Here is a 15,045-nt window from a genome sequence, read left to right as displayed (position 1 = left end):
GCGGGCTGGTAGCTCACAGATGGCTTGAGGGTGTCTTGGATCATGAAATACGTCAGCACGCGGACGCCTGGAAGAACATTCGAATTCAGCGAAGTGCTGATGGGCTCGTACGCACCGGACGGTGGCTTGTACGTGCCGCGCAAGGTACCCCGCTTCAAAAAGGAAGCGCTCACCCGGCTAGAATGGTTGCCCTTTCATGAGTTGGCTCGACACGTGATTGCGCCCTTTGTCGGGGACTGGATTGAGCAAGGACAACTGTCTCATCTGCTTGAAGAGACGTTTGGCGGCTTTAAAAGCAACGCCGTTGCACCGCTGCACCAGACAGCAAGCAACGAGTGGGTACTGGAATTGTTCCATGGCCCTGCCGGTGTCTATCAAGACCTTGGGCTCCAGTTAATGTCGCGTTTTGTTCAGCACGAGTTACTGAAGAGTTCAAGGGAGGCGTTGGTTCTAGGTTGTACAGGCGGGGACACGGGCGCTTCGGCTATAAAAGCTTTTTCGGGCATCAAGGGTGTCACTCTCTTGGTGCTGCACCCCTTGAAAGGAATAACCCCAGCCCATCGTCGTCGGTTACTGAGTGCGAGTGCGGAAAATGTGGTCAATATAGCGGTTGACGGGGACTACTCCGATTGTCATCGCTTGTGCGAACAATTCTTCCGCCAACGTCACGATTCAAAGCGGCCGATCATTTCGTTCAACTCTGTGAACTGGGTTCGCGTACTGGCGCATCTGTCGTTCTATTTTTATTCCGCGCTACAACTCGGTGCGCCTAAGCGAGAAGTCGCATTCAGTGTACCCACGGCAAATTCTGGCGCGCTATACGCCGGTTATATGGCCAAGGAAATGGGGCTGCCCATACGGCAGTTGGTTGTTGCCACTAACGCCAACGCCGGCCTGCACCACTTCCTGCAGTCAAACCTCTACAGCCGCAGTGAAATCCGCACCACCAACACACCCAGCATGAATGTTTCACTGGCTTCGAACTTTGAGCGCTTGCAATGGAGCATGCTCAATCGATGCACAGAAAAAGTCGTTCGGAACATGGAATTGTTGGAGGGCAGCGGCGCGGTCCAGTTGGAACAGGATGAATGGTTGGGCGCACGAAAGTTGTTCGATTCGCTGGCCGTGGACGACGCCGATGCATTGACTTGCATTCATGAGTTGTTTGCGCAGAACGGGTATCGGATCAGCGCCAATACCGCTGTCGGCTTGCACGCCGCCCGGGTGAGCAGGCGCAGCCTGCTCATCCCCATGATCTGCCTGGCAACGACCCATCCCTCGGACCACGGCCGCCAGGAGGATGCAGCAGGCTCGTCGGCACCTGAACCAGACTGCCTTTGCATCGCTAATGACAGTAGGGCGCTGGCTGAGTGGGTCGGGGTCTTATCCAAAGACACGGAGTCTCACTTGTTATAACGTCGGAGCCAGAGATGAAACGTGTTTTAGATAAGGTGGATGAAAAAATCCTGGAAGCATTGACCCGTAATGCACGACTGTCTCATAACGACATTGCCATGAAGGTCAACTTATCCAGAAACGCCGTCAGGTTGCGAATAGAACGCCTGGAGCGCGATGGTTATGTCAGAGGGTACACCATCGTCAAAGGCATGCCTTCTAACGATACCGGGCCTATCAAGGCACTCATCTTCGTCTACCGTAAAGAACGCATGCGTGATGCTGAAGTGGTTCGCTGTGTAGTGTCCATGCCGGAAGTTATTTCCTGCAATGTCATGAGTGGTGATTGGGACTTGGTATTAACCGTCGAAGCAATCAACGCCGATCGCATTCACAAAGTATGGGCAGAGATATCGGCACTTCCTGGCGTCTTGAACACCGTCACCTCTTTCGTCTTGTCCAGCGCCAAATAGCAAGTTGCACGGTGATGCGAGCAATTTGCTCGCGACAACGTTCTATTTGCCATATTCGTAAAGTTAAATCACTGGATTACCATTTCAGCACCACATCATAACAATGAGAACCCTGTCGTGACTGAATATAAAGTAGCCTTGCTTGGCTTTGGTGGCGTTAATCGCGCCTTGACTCAACTTATTGCCGATAGGAACTCACGTTGGGCAGATGAACTGGGCTTCACGTTGAAGGTTGTCGGTGTCAGCGACCTTTACCTGGGTTCGATCATCGACAAAGACGGCCTGGATGCACAGGCGTTGGCTGCCGTGCCGGCTGTCAAAGGCAGTTTCGCCACGTTGCCAGGTGGTAACGCCGAACCGGCAAACGAAACCGTGATCCGCTTTTCGGGTGCGGACATTGTCGCTGAGGCAACCTTCACCAATCCTGTGGACGGGGAGCCTGCCACCACGTTCTGCCGCTGGTCCCTGGAAAAAGGCGTCAGCGTCGTGACCACGAATAAAGGCCCCGTGGCGCTTCATGCGCAAAGCTTGAAAGCATTGGCTCAAAGTACCGGTGCCCGGTTCGAGTTCGAAGGGGCTGTCATGAGCGGAACCCCGGTCATCCGATTGGCCAAGGAGTTACTCGCCGGCTCGCAAATCACTGGGTTCAAGGGGATCCTCAACGGTACGTCCAACTTCGTGCTCTCCAGCATGGAAAACGGGTTGGACTTTTGCGGTGCGGTCGCTCAGGCCCAGGCGCTGGGTTATGCCGAAGCCGACCCAACAGCCGATGTGGAAGGGCACGATGTGCGCCTGAAGGTTGCCATCCTGGCCAACGAACTGTTGGGCGCCCAGCTCAAGCCTAACGATGTTGTGTGCAAAGGCATCTCGCAGATCACCGCCGGGAACATCGCTGAGGCGGCCAAGGTGAATGCCCGTTGGAAATTGATCGGCAGCGCGGAAAAACAGGCCGACGGCTCGATTTCAGCTTCCGTGAGCCCCCAGTTACTGCCCGCCGATGATGCGCTCAGTGCAGTCAGTGGCGCCACCAACGCAATCACCTTCGCCACGACCCTTCTGGGTCCCGTCACGGTGGTGGGGGCGGGGGCCGGTCGTGTTGAAACCGCCTTCGCCTTGCTCGCCGATATCGTGAGCATCCACAACCACAAGACAGCGTCAGGTAAGTCATCATGAATAGCTTGAGTCTTTCGCTCGCTGCTGATTACAAGGCCATAACGGTGTTCAACCCGTTCGACGGCAGCACCGTGGGAGAAGTGACGGACATGCCTGCCTCCTCGGCCACTACGATTGTCGACACGGCTCTCCTGGGTGCTTCAGTGGCCAAAAACCTTGCCCGCCATGAACGCGCGAGCATCCTGGAAAAGGCCGCGCATGCGGTCGAGCGTGACAAGGACGCTTTTGCCCAACTCATCGTCGCGGAGTCAGGCAAGACCCTGAAACAGGCACGAAAAGAAGTGCTGCGCTGCGTCAACACGTTGAAGCTGTCAGCCGAAGAAGCCAAGCGCAATGCCGGTGAAGTCGTACCTTTCGACGCTTATGTCGGCTCCGAATCGCGCCAGGGCTGGTTCACTCGCGAACCACTGGGGGTAATTCTTGCAATCACGCCCTACAACGACCCGCTGAACCTGGTCGCACATAAACTGGGGCCCGCCATTGCCGGTGGCAATGCAGTTGTTCTCAAGCCGTCGGAGCTCACGCCGTTATCGGCGATCAAGCTGGTGGAATGCCTTGTCGACGCGGGCCTGCCGCGGGTCGTGGTGACGGTCGCTACCGGTGGCGCCGCGCTGGCCAAGGCCTTGGTCGCCCATCGCGCCGTGCGCATGGTGTCGTTCACGGGGGGCTTTGTCACCGGTGAGCAGATCTCGCGTACCGCCGGCCTGAAGAAACTGGCCATGGACCTCGGGGGCAACGCACCGGTCATCGTAATGGCCGATTGTGCACTGACTGAGACGGTCGATGCTTGCGTATCGGGGGCTTTCTGGGCCGCCGGTCAAAACTGCATAGGGACCCAGCGAATCCTCATCGAGGCCCCACTCTATGAAGCTTTCAAAACACGCTTCGTCGAAAAGACCCGAGAGCTGATCGTGGGCAACCCGGCCGATGAGCAAACCGATGTCGGGCCGATGATCACCGAGGCATCTGCCAAGCGCACCGAAGAGGTGGTCAATGACGCCATTGCCCAAGGTGCCACCCTGTTGTTCGGCAACACGCGCAGGGCCTCACTTTACTCGCCCACGGTGCTGGAGGGCGTCGACCGCCAATGCCGGTTGTGGTGCGAAGAGGTATTCAGCCCGGTGGTCATCCTGCAGCGCGTCGCGTCTTTGGATGAGGCGTTGGCGCTGGCCAACGAACCCGAGTACAGCCTGCATGCCGGGATTTTCACCAGCAATCTGAATGTGGCGATGACCGCTGCCAAGCGACTTGAAGCCGGTGGCGTGATGATTAATGACTCTTCCGACTATCGCTTCGATGCAATGCCGTTTGGAGGGTTCAAGTACGGCAGCATGGGCCGTGAGGGCGTACGTTTCGCCTATGAAGACATGACGCAGCCCAAGGTGGTTTGCATCAACGATGCCGGTGGCCGCTAGGCCGCTCTTCGGCTTGAGCACGACACACAACAATAAAGAGGAATCGACATGCGCCCCGACAAGCACAATCTCTCGACCCTGTCTGCAGCGACATTGGCCGTTCACGGCGGGAATGTCGCCGATGCCACCAGCGGCGCGGTCCGCACGCCATTGGTCATGGCCAACTCCTACCTGTTGCCGGAGGACCCGGCGACCATGGACTGGTCGAGCCCCGATGGTCTCGTGTACACCCGCAACCAAGGCCACAACCAGGTCTGCCTGGAGAAAAAACTGGCCGCCCTTGAGGGCTGTGAAAACGCCGTGGTGTTCGCCACCGGTGTCGCGGCGTTGCACTCGGTGTTTTTCTCGTTCTTGAAAAGTGGCGATCATGTGATTGTCAGTGACATTACCTACCAGGCGGTCTGGAAGCTTTTCGCCGAGCTTCTGCCTGAGCGCTACGGCATTGAAGCAACGTTCGTGGATGTCGGTGACCTGGAATCGGTTCGTGGGGCCATTCGGCCCAACACCCGGTTGATCCATACTGAAACCATCGCCAATCCCACCACCAAGGTGGCGGACATTGCGGCATTGGCCGACATTGCCCATGCGCACGGCGCACTCATCTCGGTGGACGCCACGTTCACGCCTCCGCCATTTTTTCGGGCGAGCGAGCACGGTGTCGACTTCGTCGTTCATTCATTGACCAAGTACATCAACGGCCATGGCGATGCCATGGGTGGGGTAGTGATCGGCTCCCATCAGTTGATCAACAAGATTAAGAATGATGCGTTGGTTGACCTGGGCGCGACTATTTCGCCGTTCAATGCCTGGATGATCATGCGCGGCTCCGTCACGTTGCCATTGCGCCTCAAGCAACTGTTGAGCACCGCCGAAAAGCTGGCTCAATTCCTGGACAACGATGATCGGATTGCCTACGTCTACTACCCAGGCTTGCCGTCCCACCCGCAACACGAGTTGGCACGCCGGCAATTCGAGGGCAAGGGCTATGGGGCGGTAATGGCTTTTGCGGTAGAGGGCGACCCTGACACCCAGAACCGCTTTGTTTCGAACCTGCGCATTATCACCTCGGCCGTTTCACTGGGACATGACGAATCGCTGATCGTGCATGTGGGGGCAGAAGGGCGGGGCGGCTTTGACAAGTATCCCGAGGAGTTTCGCAAGTATGGTCACTTGCGTTTTTCGGTGGGCCTGGAAGATCCAGAAGACTTGATCAAGGACATCACATTCGCGTTGGACGCAACGTTCAAGTGATGTAACGACTGTTGGCATGTAACAGGGTTTGGTCAACCCGTCTTTTACCCCCGTGCTCGCGGGGGTCTTTTTAACAAGGTCAGCCTAGTAGTTGTCGCTCAAGCGAACGACGGGGTTTGCCATTGGCTTGGGAATTATTCATGGCTTGGGTCAGTTTGTTCATTGCCGGTTTATTGGAAGTGGTCTGGGCTTTTTCGATGAAACAATCCGAGGGGTTTACGCGGTTAGTTCCCTCGGTCATCACATTCATCACGGTCATCACCAGTTTCGCGCTGCTGTCGTTTTCGATGAAGAGCTTGCCGCTGGGCACCGCTTACATGATCTGGACCGGTATCGGTGCGGTCGGCGCCTTCGCTGCGGGCATCTTTTTCATGGGGGAGCCCGTCACGCTGCTACGGATCCTGGCGGCAGTCCTGATCGTCGGCGGGCTGTTGTTGATGAAACTGGTGTCTGCCTGAAACGCGAGCATTTTGCTCGTAATTACGTTCACTTTGCCATATTCGTAAAGTCGTCGCAGTCAGGTAACGTTTGAATTGAAGCACTGAAGTGCCCTACTAACAATGTGCTGCTCGCTGTCAGGTTGTCCGCTGTTCACTGCCCTTAATCCAACTACAATATCTAGGGAATTACGTATGATCTCGCTAAAGAAACTTTCTTTGTTGATATGCCTGGCTGTGTGTGCAGGCAGCGCTTCGGCCAAAGAATACTCCACCCTGCGTTTCGGCGTGGATGCCAACTACGCGCCGTTTGAGTCCAAGGCTGCTGATGGCAGCCTTAAAGGCTTCGATATTGACTTGGGTAACGCGATCTGCGCAAAGCTCTCAGTCAAGTGCATCTGGGTGGAAAGCGATTTTGATGGTTTGATTCCAGGTCTCAGGGCCGGCAAGTTCGACGGCATCCTGTCTTCCATGACCGTGACACCCACCCGGGAAAAAGCCATCGATTTTTCCAGCGAACTGTTCTCCGGGTTCACGTCCTATGTGTTCAAGAAAGGTTCAGGGCTGAGCGCGGACGTCGCGTCACTCAAAGGCAAGCGGGTGGGCTACTTTCAAGGCAGCATCCAGGAAGCCTACGCCAAGGCTGTGCTGGACAAGGCAGGCGTAAAAATCCAGTCCTATCAAAATCAGGACCAGGTGTATTACGACCTGGTAGCAGGACGGCTGGACGCCTCCCTGCAGGATACGCTGCAAGCACAGTTGGGCTTTATCAACTCGCCCCAGGGCGCCGATTACGAAATGAGCCCGCCCGTGGAGAGCCCTTACCTGCCATCCAAGACGGCTATCGGCATCGTCAAAGGCAACTCAGCACTCAAGGCCATGCTGGACAAGGCGATCCAGGCCCTGCATGAAGACGGCACCTACGATTCGATCCAAAAGCAGCATTTTGGCGACCTGAATCTTTACAGCGGCAAATAACCACCCGGCGCCCGTCCGCCGGATGGGCGTTCCTCGCGATAGGTTGTTGATCATGTTCGAAACACTGTTAGGCGCACTCGGGCTCTCCGCATTCAGTTTGCAGGGGTTCGGCCCCTTGCTGCTGGACGGCGCCTGGATGACCGTCAAGTTGTCCCTGTCTTCCTTGGCGCTCAGCGTATTGCTCGGGCTGATGGGGGCCGGCGCCAAGCTTTCCGGCCTCAAGCTGCTGCGTTTGCCGGCGCAGCTCTACACCACACTGATCCGTGGGGTCCCGGACCTGGTCCTGATGCTGCTGATTTTCTACAGCCTGCAAACCTGGCTGACCGTCATCACAGGGGCGCTGGATTGGGAGTACATCGAAATCAATCCCTTTGTCGCCGGGATCATCACCCTCGGGTTTATCTACGGCGCTTATTTCACCGAAACTTTTCGCGGTGCCATGCTGGCGGTACCCCGTGGGCAGGTCGAAGCGGCGACAGCCTATGGCTTGAGTCGTGCGCAGCGCTTTCGCTTCGTAGTGTTCCCGCAAATGATGCGGTTCGCCCTACCGGGACTTGGCAATAACTGGATGGTGATCCTTAAAGCCACAGCACTGGTCTCGATCATCGGCCTGGCTGACTTGGTGAAAGCGGCCCAGGATGCGGGAAAGAGTACTTATCAGCTGTTCTTTTTCCTGGTGCTGGCCGCCCTCACGTACCTGGTCATCACCAGCGTTTCCAATGTCATCCTGCGCATTCTCGAAAGGCACTACGCGGCGGGTTCACGGGAGGCGGTACGATGATCGAGTTACTGCAAGAGTACTGGAAGCCTTTCGTCTACAGCGATGGCCAGCAGGTGACCGGCCTGGCCATGACATTGTGGCTGCTCAGCGCTTCATTGCTCATTGGCTTTATCGCCTCGATCCCTCTGTCCATCGCTCGTGTATCGCCCAGGTTCTACGTACGTTGGCCGGTGCAGTTCTACACCTACCTGTTCAGGGGGACGCCGCTCTATATCCAACTGCTGATCTGCTACACCGGGGTCTATAGCCTGGCGGCCATACGGTCCCAGCCACTGCTGGACGCGTTTTTCCGTGACGCGATGAACTGCACCATTCTGGCCTTCGCCCTTAACACCTGCGCCTACACCACGGAGATATTCGCCGGCGCCATTCGCAACATCCCCCATGGAGAAATTGAAGCGGCAAAAGCGTATGGCCTCTCAGGTTGGAAACTCTATGCATTCGTGATCATGCCGTGCGCCTTGCGTCGTTCACTGCCGTACTACAGCAACGAAGTGATCCTGATGCTTCATTCGACAACCGTGGCCTTCACCGCAACGGTGCCAGACATTCTCAAAGTCGCCCGTGATGCAAACTCGGCGACTTTCCTGACCTTTCAATCGTTTGGGATGGCTGCAGCGATTTACCTGGCGGTGACTTTTGCATTGGTTGGCGTGTTCAGAATGGCCGAACGTCATTGGCTGGCTTTTTTAGGGCCGACTCACTGAGCCCGATAGGGCCAATCCCAATCCGCGTTAGAGGATGATTGCGAACATGTACAAATTGACGGTTGAAGGTCTGTACAAACACTACGGTAACCATGAAGTGCTCAAGGGCGTTTCCCTGCAAGCCAAGACGGGTGATGTCATCAGCTTGATCGGCGCCAGTGGTTCGGGAAAGAGCACGTTCCTGCGCTGTATCAACTTTCTCGAAACCCCCAATGACGGAACCATGAGCCTGGACGGCAAGCCGATCCGCATGATCAAGGGCCCGGCGGGCTTGCAGGTGCAGGACGATCGCGAACTGCAACAACTGCGCACGCGCCTGGCCATGGTGTTCCAGCATTTCAACCTGTGGGGGCACATGACCGTGCTGGACAACATCACCATTGCCCCGCGGCGGGTGCTGGGGGTCAGCAAGAAAGACGCGCAAGAGCGGGCCCGCCGGTACCTGGAGAAAGTCGGACTGCCGGCCCGGGTCGCCGATCAGTTCCCGGCATTTCTTTCCGGAGGGCAGCAACAACGGGTGGCGATCGCCCGGGCCCTCGCCATGGAACCTGAGGTCATGTTGTTCGACGAGCCCACATCGGCACTCGACCCCGAGGTCGTGGGCGAGGTGTTGAAAGTCATCCAGGGGCTGGCTGAAGAGGGCCGGACGATGATCATGGTGACCCATGAAATGGGCTTTGCGCGAAAGGTCTCCAACCAGTTGCTGTTTCTCCACCAGGGGCTCGTGGAAGAGCAGGGCGGGCCTGAAATCCTGGATAACCCTCGAAGCGAGCGCCTGCAGCAATTCTTGTCCAATGGGTTGAAGTGAAACGCTAAAAACCTTAGGCATACGAGTCTGCGGGCATTCGAGAGGCTGACGGCCTACCACGGTGTGGCCGTCATCAAGCACTCATCGACGCATCTTGGGCACCGAATAACAACGACAACACTCTCGGCCTTCGGATACAACATGATGATTGCCAACCTGAAGTTCAGTCATAAGGTCTTGCTTGCGGCATCGCTCGTGGTGGTCGCGGCATTTTCCCTCTTTACGCTGTACAACGACTCGATCCAGCGCAGAACCATCCGCACGAACCTGGAAAACCACTTGGAAGAAATGAGCCAGATCACCGCCGCTAGCGTGCAGGCCTGGCTTTCGGGGCGCCTACTGCTGGTTGATCATGTTGCCCAGACGCTAGCCAACGATCCCGCACCGGAGAGCGTCACACGGCTGCTGGAGCAGAAATCATTGCTGTCGACATTCACCTTCACTTATCTGGGCCGTCGCGACGGCGGTTTCGCCATTCGCCCCAAGGACGATTTGCCCGCTGACTACGACCCGCGCACGCGTCCCTGGTACATCGACGCGATGGCTGCCGGGGGAACCACCTTGACCGAGCCCTACCTGGATGTAACGACGGGGCAACTGATGATGACCATCGCCACGCCGGTCAGCCATGGCGGTCAGGCGCTTGGGGTGGTAGGCGGCGACCTGACGCTCGAAACCATGGCCAACATCGTCAGCTCACTCGATCTAGGCGGCATCGGCTATGCCTTCCTGGTCAACGCTGATGGCAAGGTATTGGTTCACCCGGACAAGGGTCAGGTGATGAAACAGCTGAGCGATATCTATCCCCAGAAGACGCCGACACTCAGTACGCACATCAGTGAGACAGAACAGGAAGGAAAACCTCGGATCCTGATGTTTTCGGCGATCAAGGGGTTGCCTTCGGTGAACTGGTACGTCGGCTTGTCCATCGACAAGGACAAAGCCTATGAGGCGCTGGGCGATTTTCGCGCCTCGGCGATTCTGGCCATGGTCATCGCCGTGGCACTCACGCTGCTCCTGCTGGGCATCCTGATTCGCGTGCTGATGCAGCCCTTGAGGCTGATGGGCAAAGCCATGCGGGATATCGCCCAGGGGGAGGGCGACCTTACCCGTCGACTGGATGTGCACTCCAAGGATGAGTTCGGAACCCTGGCCGGCGACTTCAATCTATTCGTGGAGCGTATCCAGCACTCGATACGAGAAGTCTCTTCTGCCACCACACATGTCAATGAGGTGGCCAGGCGCGTGATGCAGACCTCCAGCGCTTCCATGGCGAACTCGGACGAACAGGCCAATCGCACCCACAGCATCGCGGCGGCGATAAACGAGCTGGGGGCGGCCGCCCAGGAAATTGCACGCAATGCGGGGATTGCGTCTCACCAGGCGTCGGATGCCCGTGTTCAGGCTGAAGGCGGGCGACAGATCGTGACCCGGACGATCCATGCCATGGACGAGTTGTCCGGAAAGATCCGCCTGTCGTGCAGCAATATAGAAGCGCTGAATGGCAAGACGGAGAACATCGGACGGATCCTTGAAGTCATCAAAGGCATTTCCGAACAGACCAACCTGCTGGCGCTCAATGCCGCGATTGAGGCGGCGCGGGCGGGCGAGGCGGGGCGTGGTTTTGCCGTGGTAGCGGACGAAGTGCGCAGCCTGGCCTATCGCACCCAGACGTCAGCCCAGGAAATCCATACGATGATCGAAGAGCTTCAGGTAGGCGCACGTGCAGCGGTTCAGACCATGAGCGAAAGCGAGCGCTACAGTAAGGATGGCGTGATGATCGCCTACCAGGCTGGCGAGCGGTTGAGCAGCGTGACGGATGGCATTGGCCAAATCGACGGGATCAATCAGTCGGTGGCGGCTGCAACGGAGGAACAGACGTCGGTCATTGATTCGTTGAACGTGGACATCACCCAGATCAAGACCCTCAACGAGGAAGGCGTGCAAAACCTCCAGGCCACGCTGCAGGCGTGTGACGACCTTGAGCGACAAGCCACGCGGCTCAAGCAGTGGGTGGACGGCTTTCGAACGTAGGTCAAAAACCATGGCCAGCCGCGAGGGCTGGCCTTGAATCACGGGCGAGAAAACAACAATTTCAGGCCTGCCGCGCCAAACACCAGTCCAAGCGTGCCTTCGATCCAGCGACGTGCCCGGCGATAGCCCCGAATCATCGGTGCCGTGGAGAAAACGACCGCATAGCCACAGAAAATGGTGATGCTCAGCACGGCACAGCCCGCCAGGATGATCACCACCGTTTCAGGCGTGGACTGCGGCCCCAGTCCCAGCGTCATTGTCGCCATCCAACCCAGCAAGGCCTTCGGGTTGGTCAGGTGCATCAGCAAGCCGCGCCGATAGAGATCGAAACCCGACACCGCTGGTGCGGCCGCCAATTCCTTTTCCAGCCGCTCATCGGGCGTCAGGGCAGAGCGCCCAGCCTTGACGGCAAGAAACAGCAGGTAAAGCCCACCGATCAGCTTGAGCGCGAAGAGTGCCTGCGCGAACTGGGTCAGGATGGCCGACACGCCGGTAGCGGCCATCGATCCCCAGAAAAAAGAACCACTGATGACCCCGGCGGCGAGCATCAGCGCCGGCTGCCGGCCCTGATGCATGGCCACCCCCATGATCCGCATATTGCTCGGACCGGGGCTGGCCGCACCGACAATGTAGGCAGTGAAGACGAGCAGCAGGTGGTGGAAATCAACTGACATGTGCATTCCTTGAACGTTGTCTGCCAGACAGCTTAAGTGTTCGGACGCTGAACGTCACCACGCTAGGACAGTCAGGTCTTGAAACGCAGCACCAGATTGTTCAGGTTCACAGCGAGGTGCGACAGCTCGTTGCTGGCGATGAGCGTTTGACGGGTGCCCTCGCTGCTTTGCGCTGCCAGATCGCGAATGCTCACCAGGCTTCGATCCACATCCCGTGCCACATGCGCCTGTTGCTCGGACGCCGTGGCGATTTGCAGGTTGCGTTCATTGATTTCCAGTACCGCATGGGTGATCTGTTGCAAGGATTGCCCGGCGTCTTCCGCCGTTTTCCGGGTGCTGTGCACCTCCTGCGTGCTCTTTTGCATCGACTCCACGGTGGCAGAAGAGCCGGCCTGTATCGCCGAGATCATCTGTTCGATTTCCTGGGTGGAGGTTTGCGTACGGTGTGCCAAGGCCCGCACTTCGTCGGCCACCACTGCGAAGCCTCGACCTTGTTCGCCGGCTCGCGCCGCTTCGATGGCGGCGTTGAGGGCCAGAAGATTGGTCTGCTCGGCGATGCCCCTGATCACGCTCAGCACTTTGCTGATGTCCTGGGCCTGGCCGGCCAGGGCCAGCACCTGCGCGGATGAACCTTCCACCAGGCTCGTCAGGCTGCGCATGGCCGCCAGGGTTTCAGTGACACGTTCGTTGCCCAGGTCTGCCGACAGACTCGATTGTTGCGCGGCCTGGGAGGTGGACGTCGCGTTGCGGGCCACTTCTTCAACCGCCGCGCTCATCTCGTTGACGGCCGTGGCGGCTTGTTCGATTTCGCTGTTCTGTTGTTGCAAGGTTCGGTCAGCGTCTTCAGTGATGGACGTCATTTCGACGGCAGCGGTGCTCAGTTGCGTAGACGCACCGGCGATTTCCAGTACCGTTCGCCGCAGCCTCTGCGACATGACGTTCAGCGCCTGCATCAAGCGGGACGCTTCATCCTTCCCGGTGACTTCAAGCTGCCGGGTCAGGTCGCCTTCGGCAATGTCTTCAGCCAGTTTCAGCGATGTGTTGATCGGCTCGACAATGCTGCGGGTCAAGGCGATAGCGAGGATTACCGTCAGTACCAGCGCTACGACCACGACGATCAGCAGGACGTTGACGCTATGGTTGTACACGGCCGTTGCCACGGCGCCCGATTGCTCCGCCGCTTTGGTATTGAGCTCACGCATCAGCGTCAGCTTTTCCTGATAAGCGCTGGCGCGATTGGCCTGCTCCGAGTTGGCGAAAGCAACCGCTTTGTCATGGTCAGCGGTGTCCATTTCAATGACTTGCTTCAACCCCTCGATGTAGGTGTTCATCGCGCTGTGAGCGTCATCGAACTTGGCGCGGTCCTTTTCGTCGGAGATCAGGTTCTGCCGATAGAACTCACTGCGCGACTGCAACGTATCCATGGCTTGTCGCACTTTGGCTTGCGACGCGCTTTTGACTGAGGGATCTGTGCTGGCGAGCATCCGGATGCTTTCGAGGCGTGCGTGTAGAAGCGCTATTTGGATGTCATCGACCACTTGAACGCTGGGCAGCGAATTCTCTTCTATGTTTTGTTCCGCAGCACGCAAGTGGTCGATTTGAACGTAGGAGAATCCTCCCAGCCCGATCAGCAGCAACGTGATTGCACCGAAGCAGAATGCAGCTCTGCGCGCGATATTGAGGGATCTCAGATTCATGTTTGGCTCCAGTGGCGCGTTACGTAACGCCTTGCGGAGCTGGCCCTTTGCCAGCCATTACAGAGTTGGCCAAAGCGGATGAAAATTCTGTGAGCTGTATGTGGTTTTTTTGAGAACGATGGGACAACTGGAGAGAGGGGGGCATTCAGATGAGCCTCGACTCTCTCACTCGCACCATCATTTGACCTTTACGACGACCTTGCCCCTCGCGTGCCCTTGAGCCAGGTACTCAAGGCCCTGCTGGGCTTGTTCGAAAGGGAAGACCTTGTCAATGACGGGCTGGACGCGCCGATTTTTGATCAGGTTGCCAATCTCATCGAGTTGAGCCCCATCCGGTCGGACGAACAGGAACGAATAGTTCACATTGTGTTTTCTCGCCAACTGCATGATCTTGCGACTCATCAAGCTGAACACAATGGTGAAGAAGACATTCATGCAACGCGCTTTTGCGAAGGCTTTGTCCAGTGGACCGATGAGGGAAATGATCTGGCCGCCTGGCTTGAGTATACCCACCGACTTTTCAACGGCATCGCCTCTGATGGTGCCTAGGACCAGGTCATATGAACTCAACACCTGTTCAAATGCCTGTTTTTTATAATCGATCACTTCATCTGCACCCAAACGGCGAACCATCTGGACATTTCCAGTGCTGGTAGACGTACCTACCTCGGCCCCGAAATGTTTGGCCAGCTGAATCGCGAAGGTACCGATTCCTCCTGAGCCGGCGGGTATGAACACTTTCTGCCCGGTTTTAAGGTTGGCGCGCTCTTTCAGGGCCTGCCAGGCGGTCAGGCCGACCATGGGGAGGGCGGCTGCCTGGACAAAATCCAAATTGTCGGGTTTTGCCGCTGCAGCACTTTCCGGCACGGCTGCAAACTCGGCAATCGAACCTCTTCCGAGGTCAAATAGGCTGGCAAAGATGGCATCACCCACCTTGAAGCGAGTCACCGCGCTGCCGACCTCTATCACGATGCCGGCAAGGTCACTGCCCAAAGTGGCGGGCAAGTCGAATTTCAGGACGGGCTTGAATGTTCCTGTGGGGATCATGTTGTCAATCGGGTTCAAACCTGCCGCGTGAACTTCAACCAATAATTCATCGGGTTTGATTGTGGGGCGAGTGACCTGCGTGAACCCGACATCAGGCGACTTGCCATAACGTTTGAAGGTCAGCGCTTTCATATTGATCTGGTTCCGAGATATTTGAGGAATGTCAGGGGTTGGT

14 protein-coding genes are annotated in these 15,045 nt (G+C 57.3%); 11 read left to right on the top strand and 3 right to left on the bottom strand.

All coding sequences use genetic code 11. The features are described from left to right. Nucleotides 1-42 precede the first annotated feature (42 nt). The 11 genes from VM99_21455 to VM99_21405 all read left to right on the top strand — a co-directional run bounded on the left by VM99_21455 (nucleotide 43) and on the right by VM99_21405 (nucleotide 11,452). The gene (locus VM99_21455; protein ID AKK00514.1) at nucleotides 43-1,416 is read left to right on the top strand and encodes a threonine synthase; all 1,374 of its coding nucleotides are present in this window, start codon (nucleotides 43-45) and stop codon (nucleotides 1,414-1,416) included. A 14-nt stretch (nucleotides 1,417-1,430) separates the two neighbouring features. Then, nucleotides 1,431-1,868, top strand: a complete 438-nt coding sequence (locus tag VM99_21450; GenBank protein ID AKK00513.1) for an AsnC family transcriptional regulator — start codon at nucleotides 1,431-1,433, stop codon at nucleotides 1,866-1,868. Nucleotides 1,869-1,985: 117 nt separating this feature from the next. Further along, nucleotides 1,986-3,041 (top strand): homoserine dehydrogenase, encoded by a 1,056-nt coding sequence (locus VM99_21445; protein ID AKK00512.1) that lies wholly within the window; start codon nucleotides 1,986-1,988, stop codon nucleotides 3,039-3,041. Next, nucleotides 3,038-4,456, top strand: coding sequence for an aldehyde dehydrogenase (locus VM99_21440; GenBank protein ID AKK00511.1), 1,419 nt, complete (start codon nucleotides 3,038-3,040; stop codon nucleotides 4,454-4,456). Before VM99_21445 ends, VM99_21440 begins: the two co-directional genes overlap by 4 nt. 48 nt (nucleotides 4,457-4,504) lie before the next feature. Then, complete coding sequence (locus VM99_21435) at nucleotides 4,505-5,707, top strand: cystathionine gamma-lyase (GenBank protein AKK00510.1); 1,203 nt, start codon at nucleotides 4,505-4,507, stop codon at nucleotides 5,705-5,707. A gap of 140 nt (nucleotides 5,708-5,847) precedes the next feature. Beyond that, nucleotides 5,848-6,165 carry a multidrug transporter gene (locus VM99_21430; protein AKK00509.1) on the top strand — a complete coding sequence of 106 codons (318 nt, stop codon included), beginning with the start codon at nucleotides 5,848-5,850 and terminating at the stop codon, nucleotides 6,163-6,165. A gap of 174 nt (nucleotides 6,166-6,339) precedes the next feature. After that, complete coding sequence (locus VM99_21425; GenBank protein ID AKK00508.1) at nucleotides 6,340-7,122, top strand: ABC transporter substrate-binding protein; 783 nt, start codon at nucleotides 6,340-6,342, stop codon at nucleotides 7,120-7,122. A gap of 52 nt (nucleotides 7,123-7,174) precedes the next feature. Next, a complete protein-coding gene (locus tag VM99_21420; GenBank protein AKK00507.1) occupies nucleotides 7,175-7,903 on the top strand; it encodes an amino acid ABC transporter permease in 729 nt (242 codons plus the stop codon). Next, nucleotides 7,900-8,610 carry an amino acid ABC transporter permease gene (locus VM99_21415; protein ID AKK00506.1) on the top strand — a complete coding sequence of 237 codons (711 nt, stop codon included), beginning with the start codon at nucleotides 7,900-7,902 and terminating at the stop codon, nucleotides 8,608-8,610. The genes VM99_21420 and VM99_21415 overlap by 4 nt, the downstream gene beginning before the upstream one ends. Before the next feature lie 46 nt (nucleotides 8,611-8,656). Continuing rightward, the gene (locus VM99_21410) at nucleotides 8,657-9,418 is read left to right on the top strand and encodes an amino acid transporter (GenBank protein AKK00505.1); all 762 of its coding nucleotides are present in this window, start codon (nucleotides 8,657-8,659) and stop codon (nucleotides 9,416-9,418) included. 144 nt (nucleotides 9,419-9,562) lie between these two features. After that, the gene (locus VM99_21405; protein AKK01817.1) at nucleotides 9,563-11,452 is read left to right on the top strand and encodes a chemotaxis protein; all 1,890 of its coding nucleotides are present in this window, start codon (nucleotides 9,563-9,565) and stop codon (nucleotides 11,450-11,452) included. A 38-nt stretch (nucleotides 11,453-11,490) separates the two neighbouring features. On the opposite strand, the gene VM99_21400 is transcribed toward VM99_21405, so the two are convergent. The 3 genes from VM99_21400 to VM99_21390 all read right to left on the bottom strand — a co-directional run bounded on the left by VM99_21400 (nucleotide 11,491) and on the right by VM99_21390 (nucleotide 15,002). Next, on the bottom strand, nucleotides 11,491-12,126 hold the full coding sequence (locus VM99_21400; protein ID AKK00504.1) for an amino acid transporter: 636 nt from the start codon (nucleotides 12,124-12,126) through the stop codon (nucleotides 11,491-11,493). Nucleotides 12,127-12,197: 71 nt separating this feature from the next. Then, complete coding sequence (locus VM99_21395; GenBank protein AKK00503.1) at nucleotides 12,198-13,823, bottom strand: chemotaxis protein; 1,626 nt, start codon at nucleotides 13,821-13,823, stop codon at nucleotides 12,198-12,200. A gap of 177 nt (nucleotides 13,824-14,000) precedes the next feature. After that, nucleotides 14,001-15,002: an NADPH:quinone oxidoreductase gene (locus VM99_21390; GenBank protein AKK00502.1), complete on the bottom strand. Its 1,002-nt coding sequence runs from the start codon at nucleotides 15,000-15,002 to the stop codon at nucleotides 14,001-14,003. Nucleotides 15,003-15,045 lie beyond the last annotated feature (43 nt).

Source organism: Pseudomonas chlororaphis, assembly GCA_001023535.1.
Taxonomy (GTDB): Bacteria; Pseudomonadota; Gammaproteobacteria; order Pseudomonadales; family Pseudomonadaceae; genus Aquipseudomonas; species Aquipseudomonas chlororaphis_E.
The sequence above is the reverse complement of the archived record's forward strand: the minus strand, read 5'-3'. Positions and strand labels throughout refer to the sequence as shown.

Excerpts from the sequence above, each read along its gene's own strand:
- VM99_21405 (AKK01817.1), top strand. The coding sequence starts at position 9,563 with ATGATTGCCAACCTGAAGTTCAGTCATAAGGTCTTGCTTGCGGCATCG.
- VM99_21455 (AKK00514.1), top strand. The coding sequence starts at position 43 with ATGAAATACGTCAGCACGCGGACGCCTGGAAGAACATTCGAATTCAGC.
- VM99_21415 (AKK00506.1), top strand. The coding sequence starts at position 7,900 with ATGATCGAGTTACTGCAAGAGTACTGGAAGCCTTTCGTCTACAGCGAT.
- VM99_21450 (AKK00513.1), top strand. The coding sequence starts at position 1,431 with ATGAAACGTGTTTTAGATAAGGTGGATGAAAAAATCCTGGAAGCATTG.
- VM99_21400 (AKK00504.1), bottom strand. The coding sequence starts at position 12,126 with ATGTCAGTTGATTTCCACCACCTGCTGCTCGTCTTCACTGCCTACATT.
- VM99_21430 (AKK00509.1), top strand. The coding sequence starts at position 5,848 with ATGGCTTGGGTCAGTTTGTTCATTGCCGGTTTATTGGAAGTGGTCTGG.
- VM99_21390 (AKK00502.1), bottom strand. The coding sequence starts at position 15,002 with ATGAAAGCGCTGACCTTCAAACGTTATGGCAAGTCGCCTGATGTCGGG.
- VM99_21395 (AKK00503.1), bottom strand. The coding sequence starts at position 13,823 with ATGAATCTGAGATCCCTCAATATCGCGCGCAGAGCTGCATTCTGCTTC.
- VM99_21440 (AKK00511.1), top strand. The coding sequence starts at position 3,038 with ATGAATAGCTTGAGTCTTTCGCTCGCTGCTGATTACAAGGCCATAACG.
- VM99_21410 (AKK00505.1), top strand. The coding sequence starts at position 8,657 with ATGTACAAATTGACGGTTGAAGGTCTGTACAAACACTACGGTAACCAT.
- VM99_21435 (AKK00510.1), top strand. The coding sequence starts at position 4,505 with ATGCGCCCCGACAAGCACAATCTCTCGACCCTGTCTGCAGCGACATTG.
- VM99_21425 (AKK00508.1), top strand. The coding sequence starts at position 6,340 with ATGATCTCGCTAAAGAAACTTTCTTTGTTGATATGCCTGGCTGTGTGT.
- VM99_21420 (AKK00507.1), top strand. The coding sequence starts at position 7,175 with ATGTTCGAAACACTGTTAGGCGCACTCGGGCTCTCCGCATTCAGTTTG.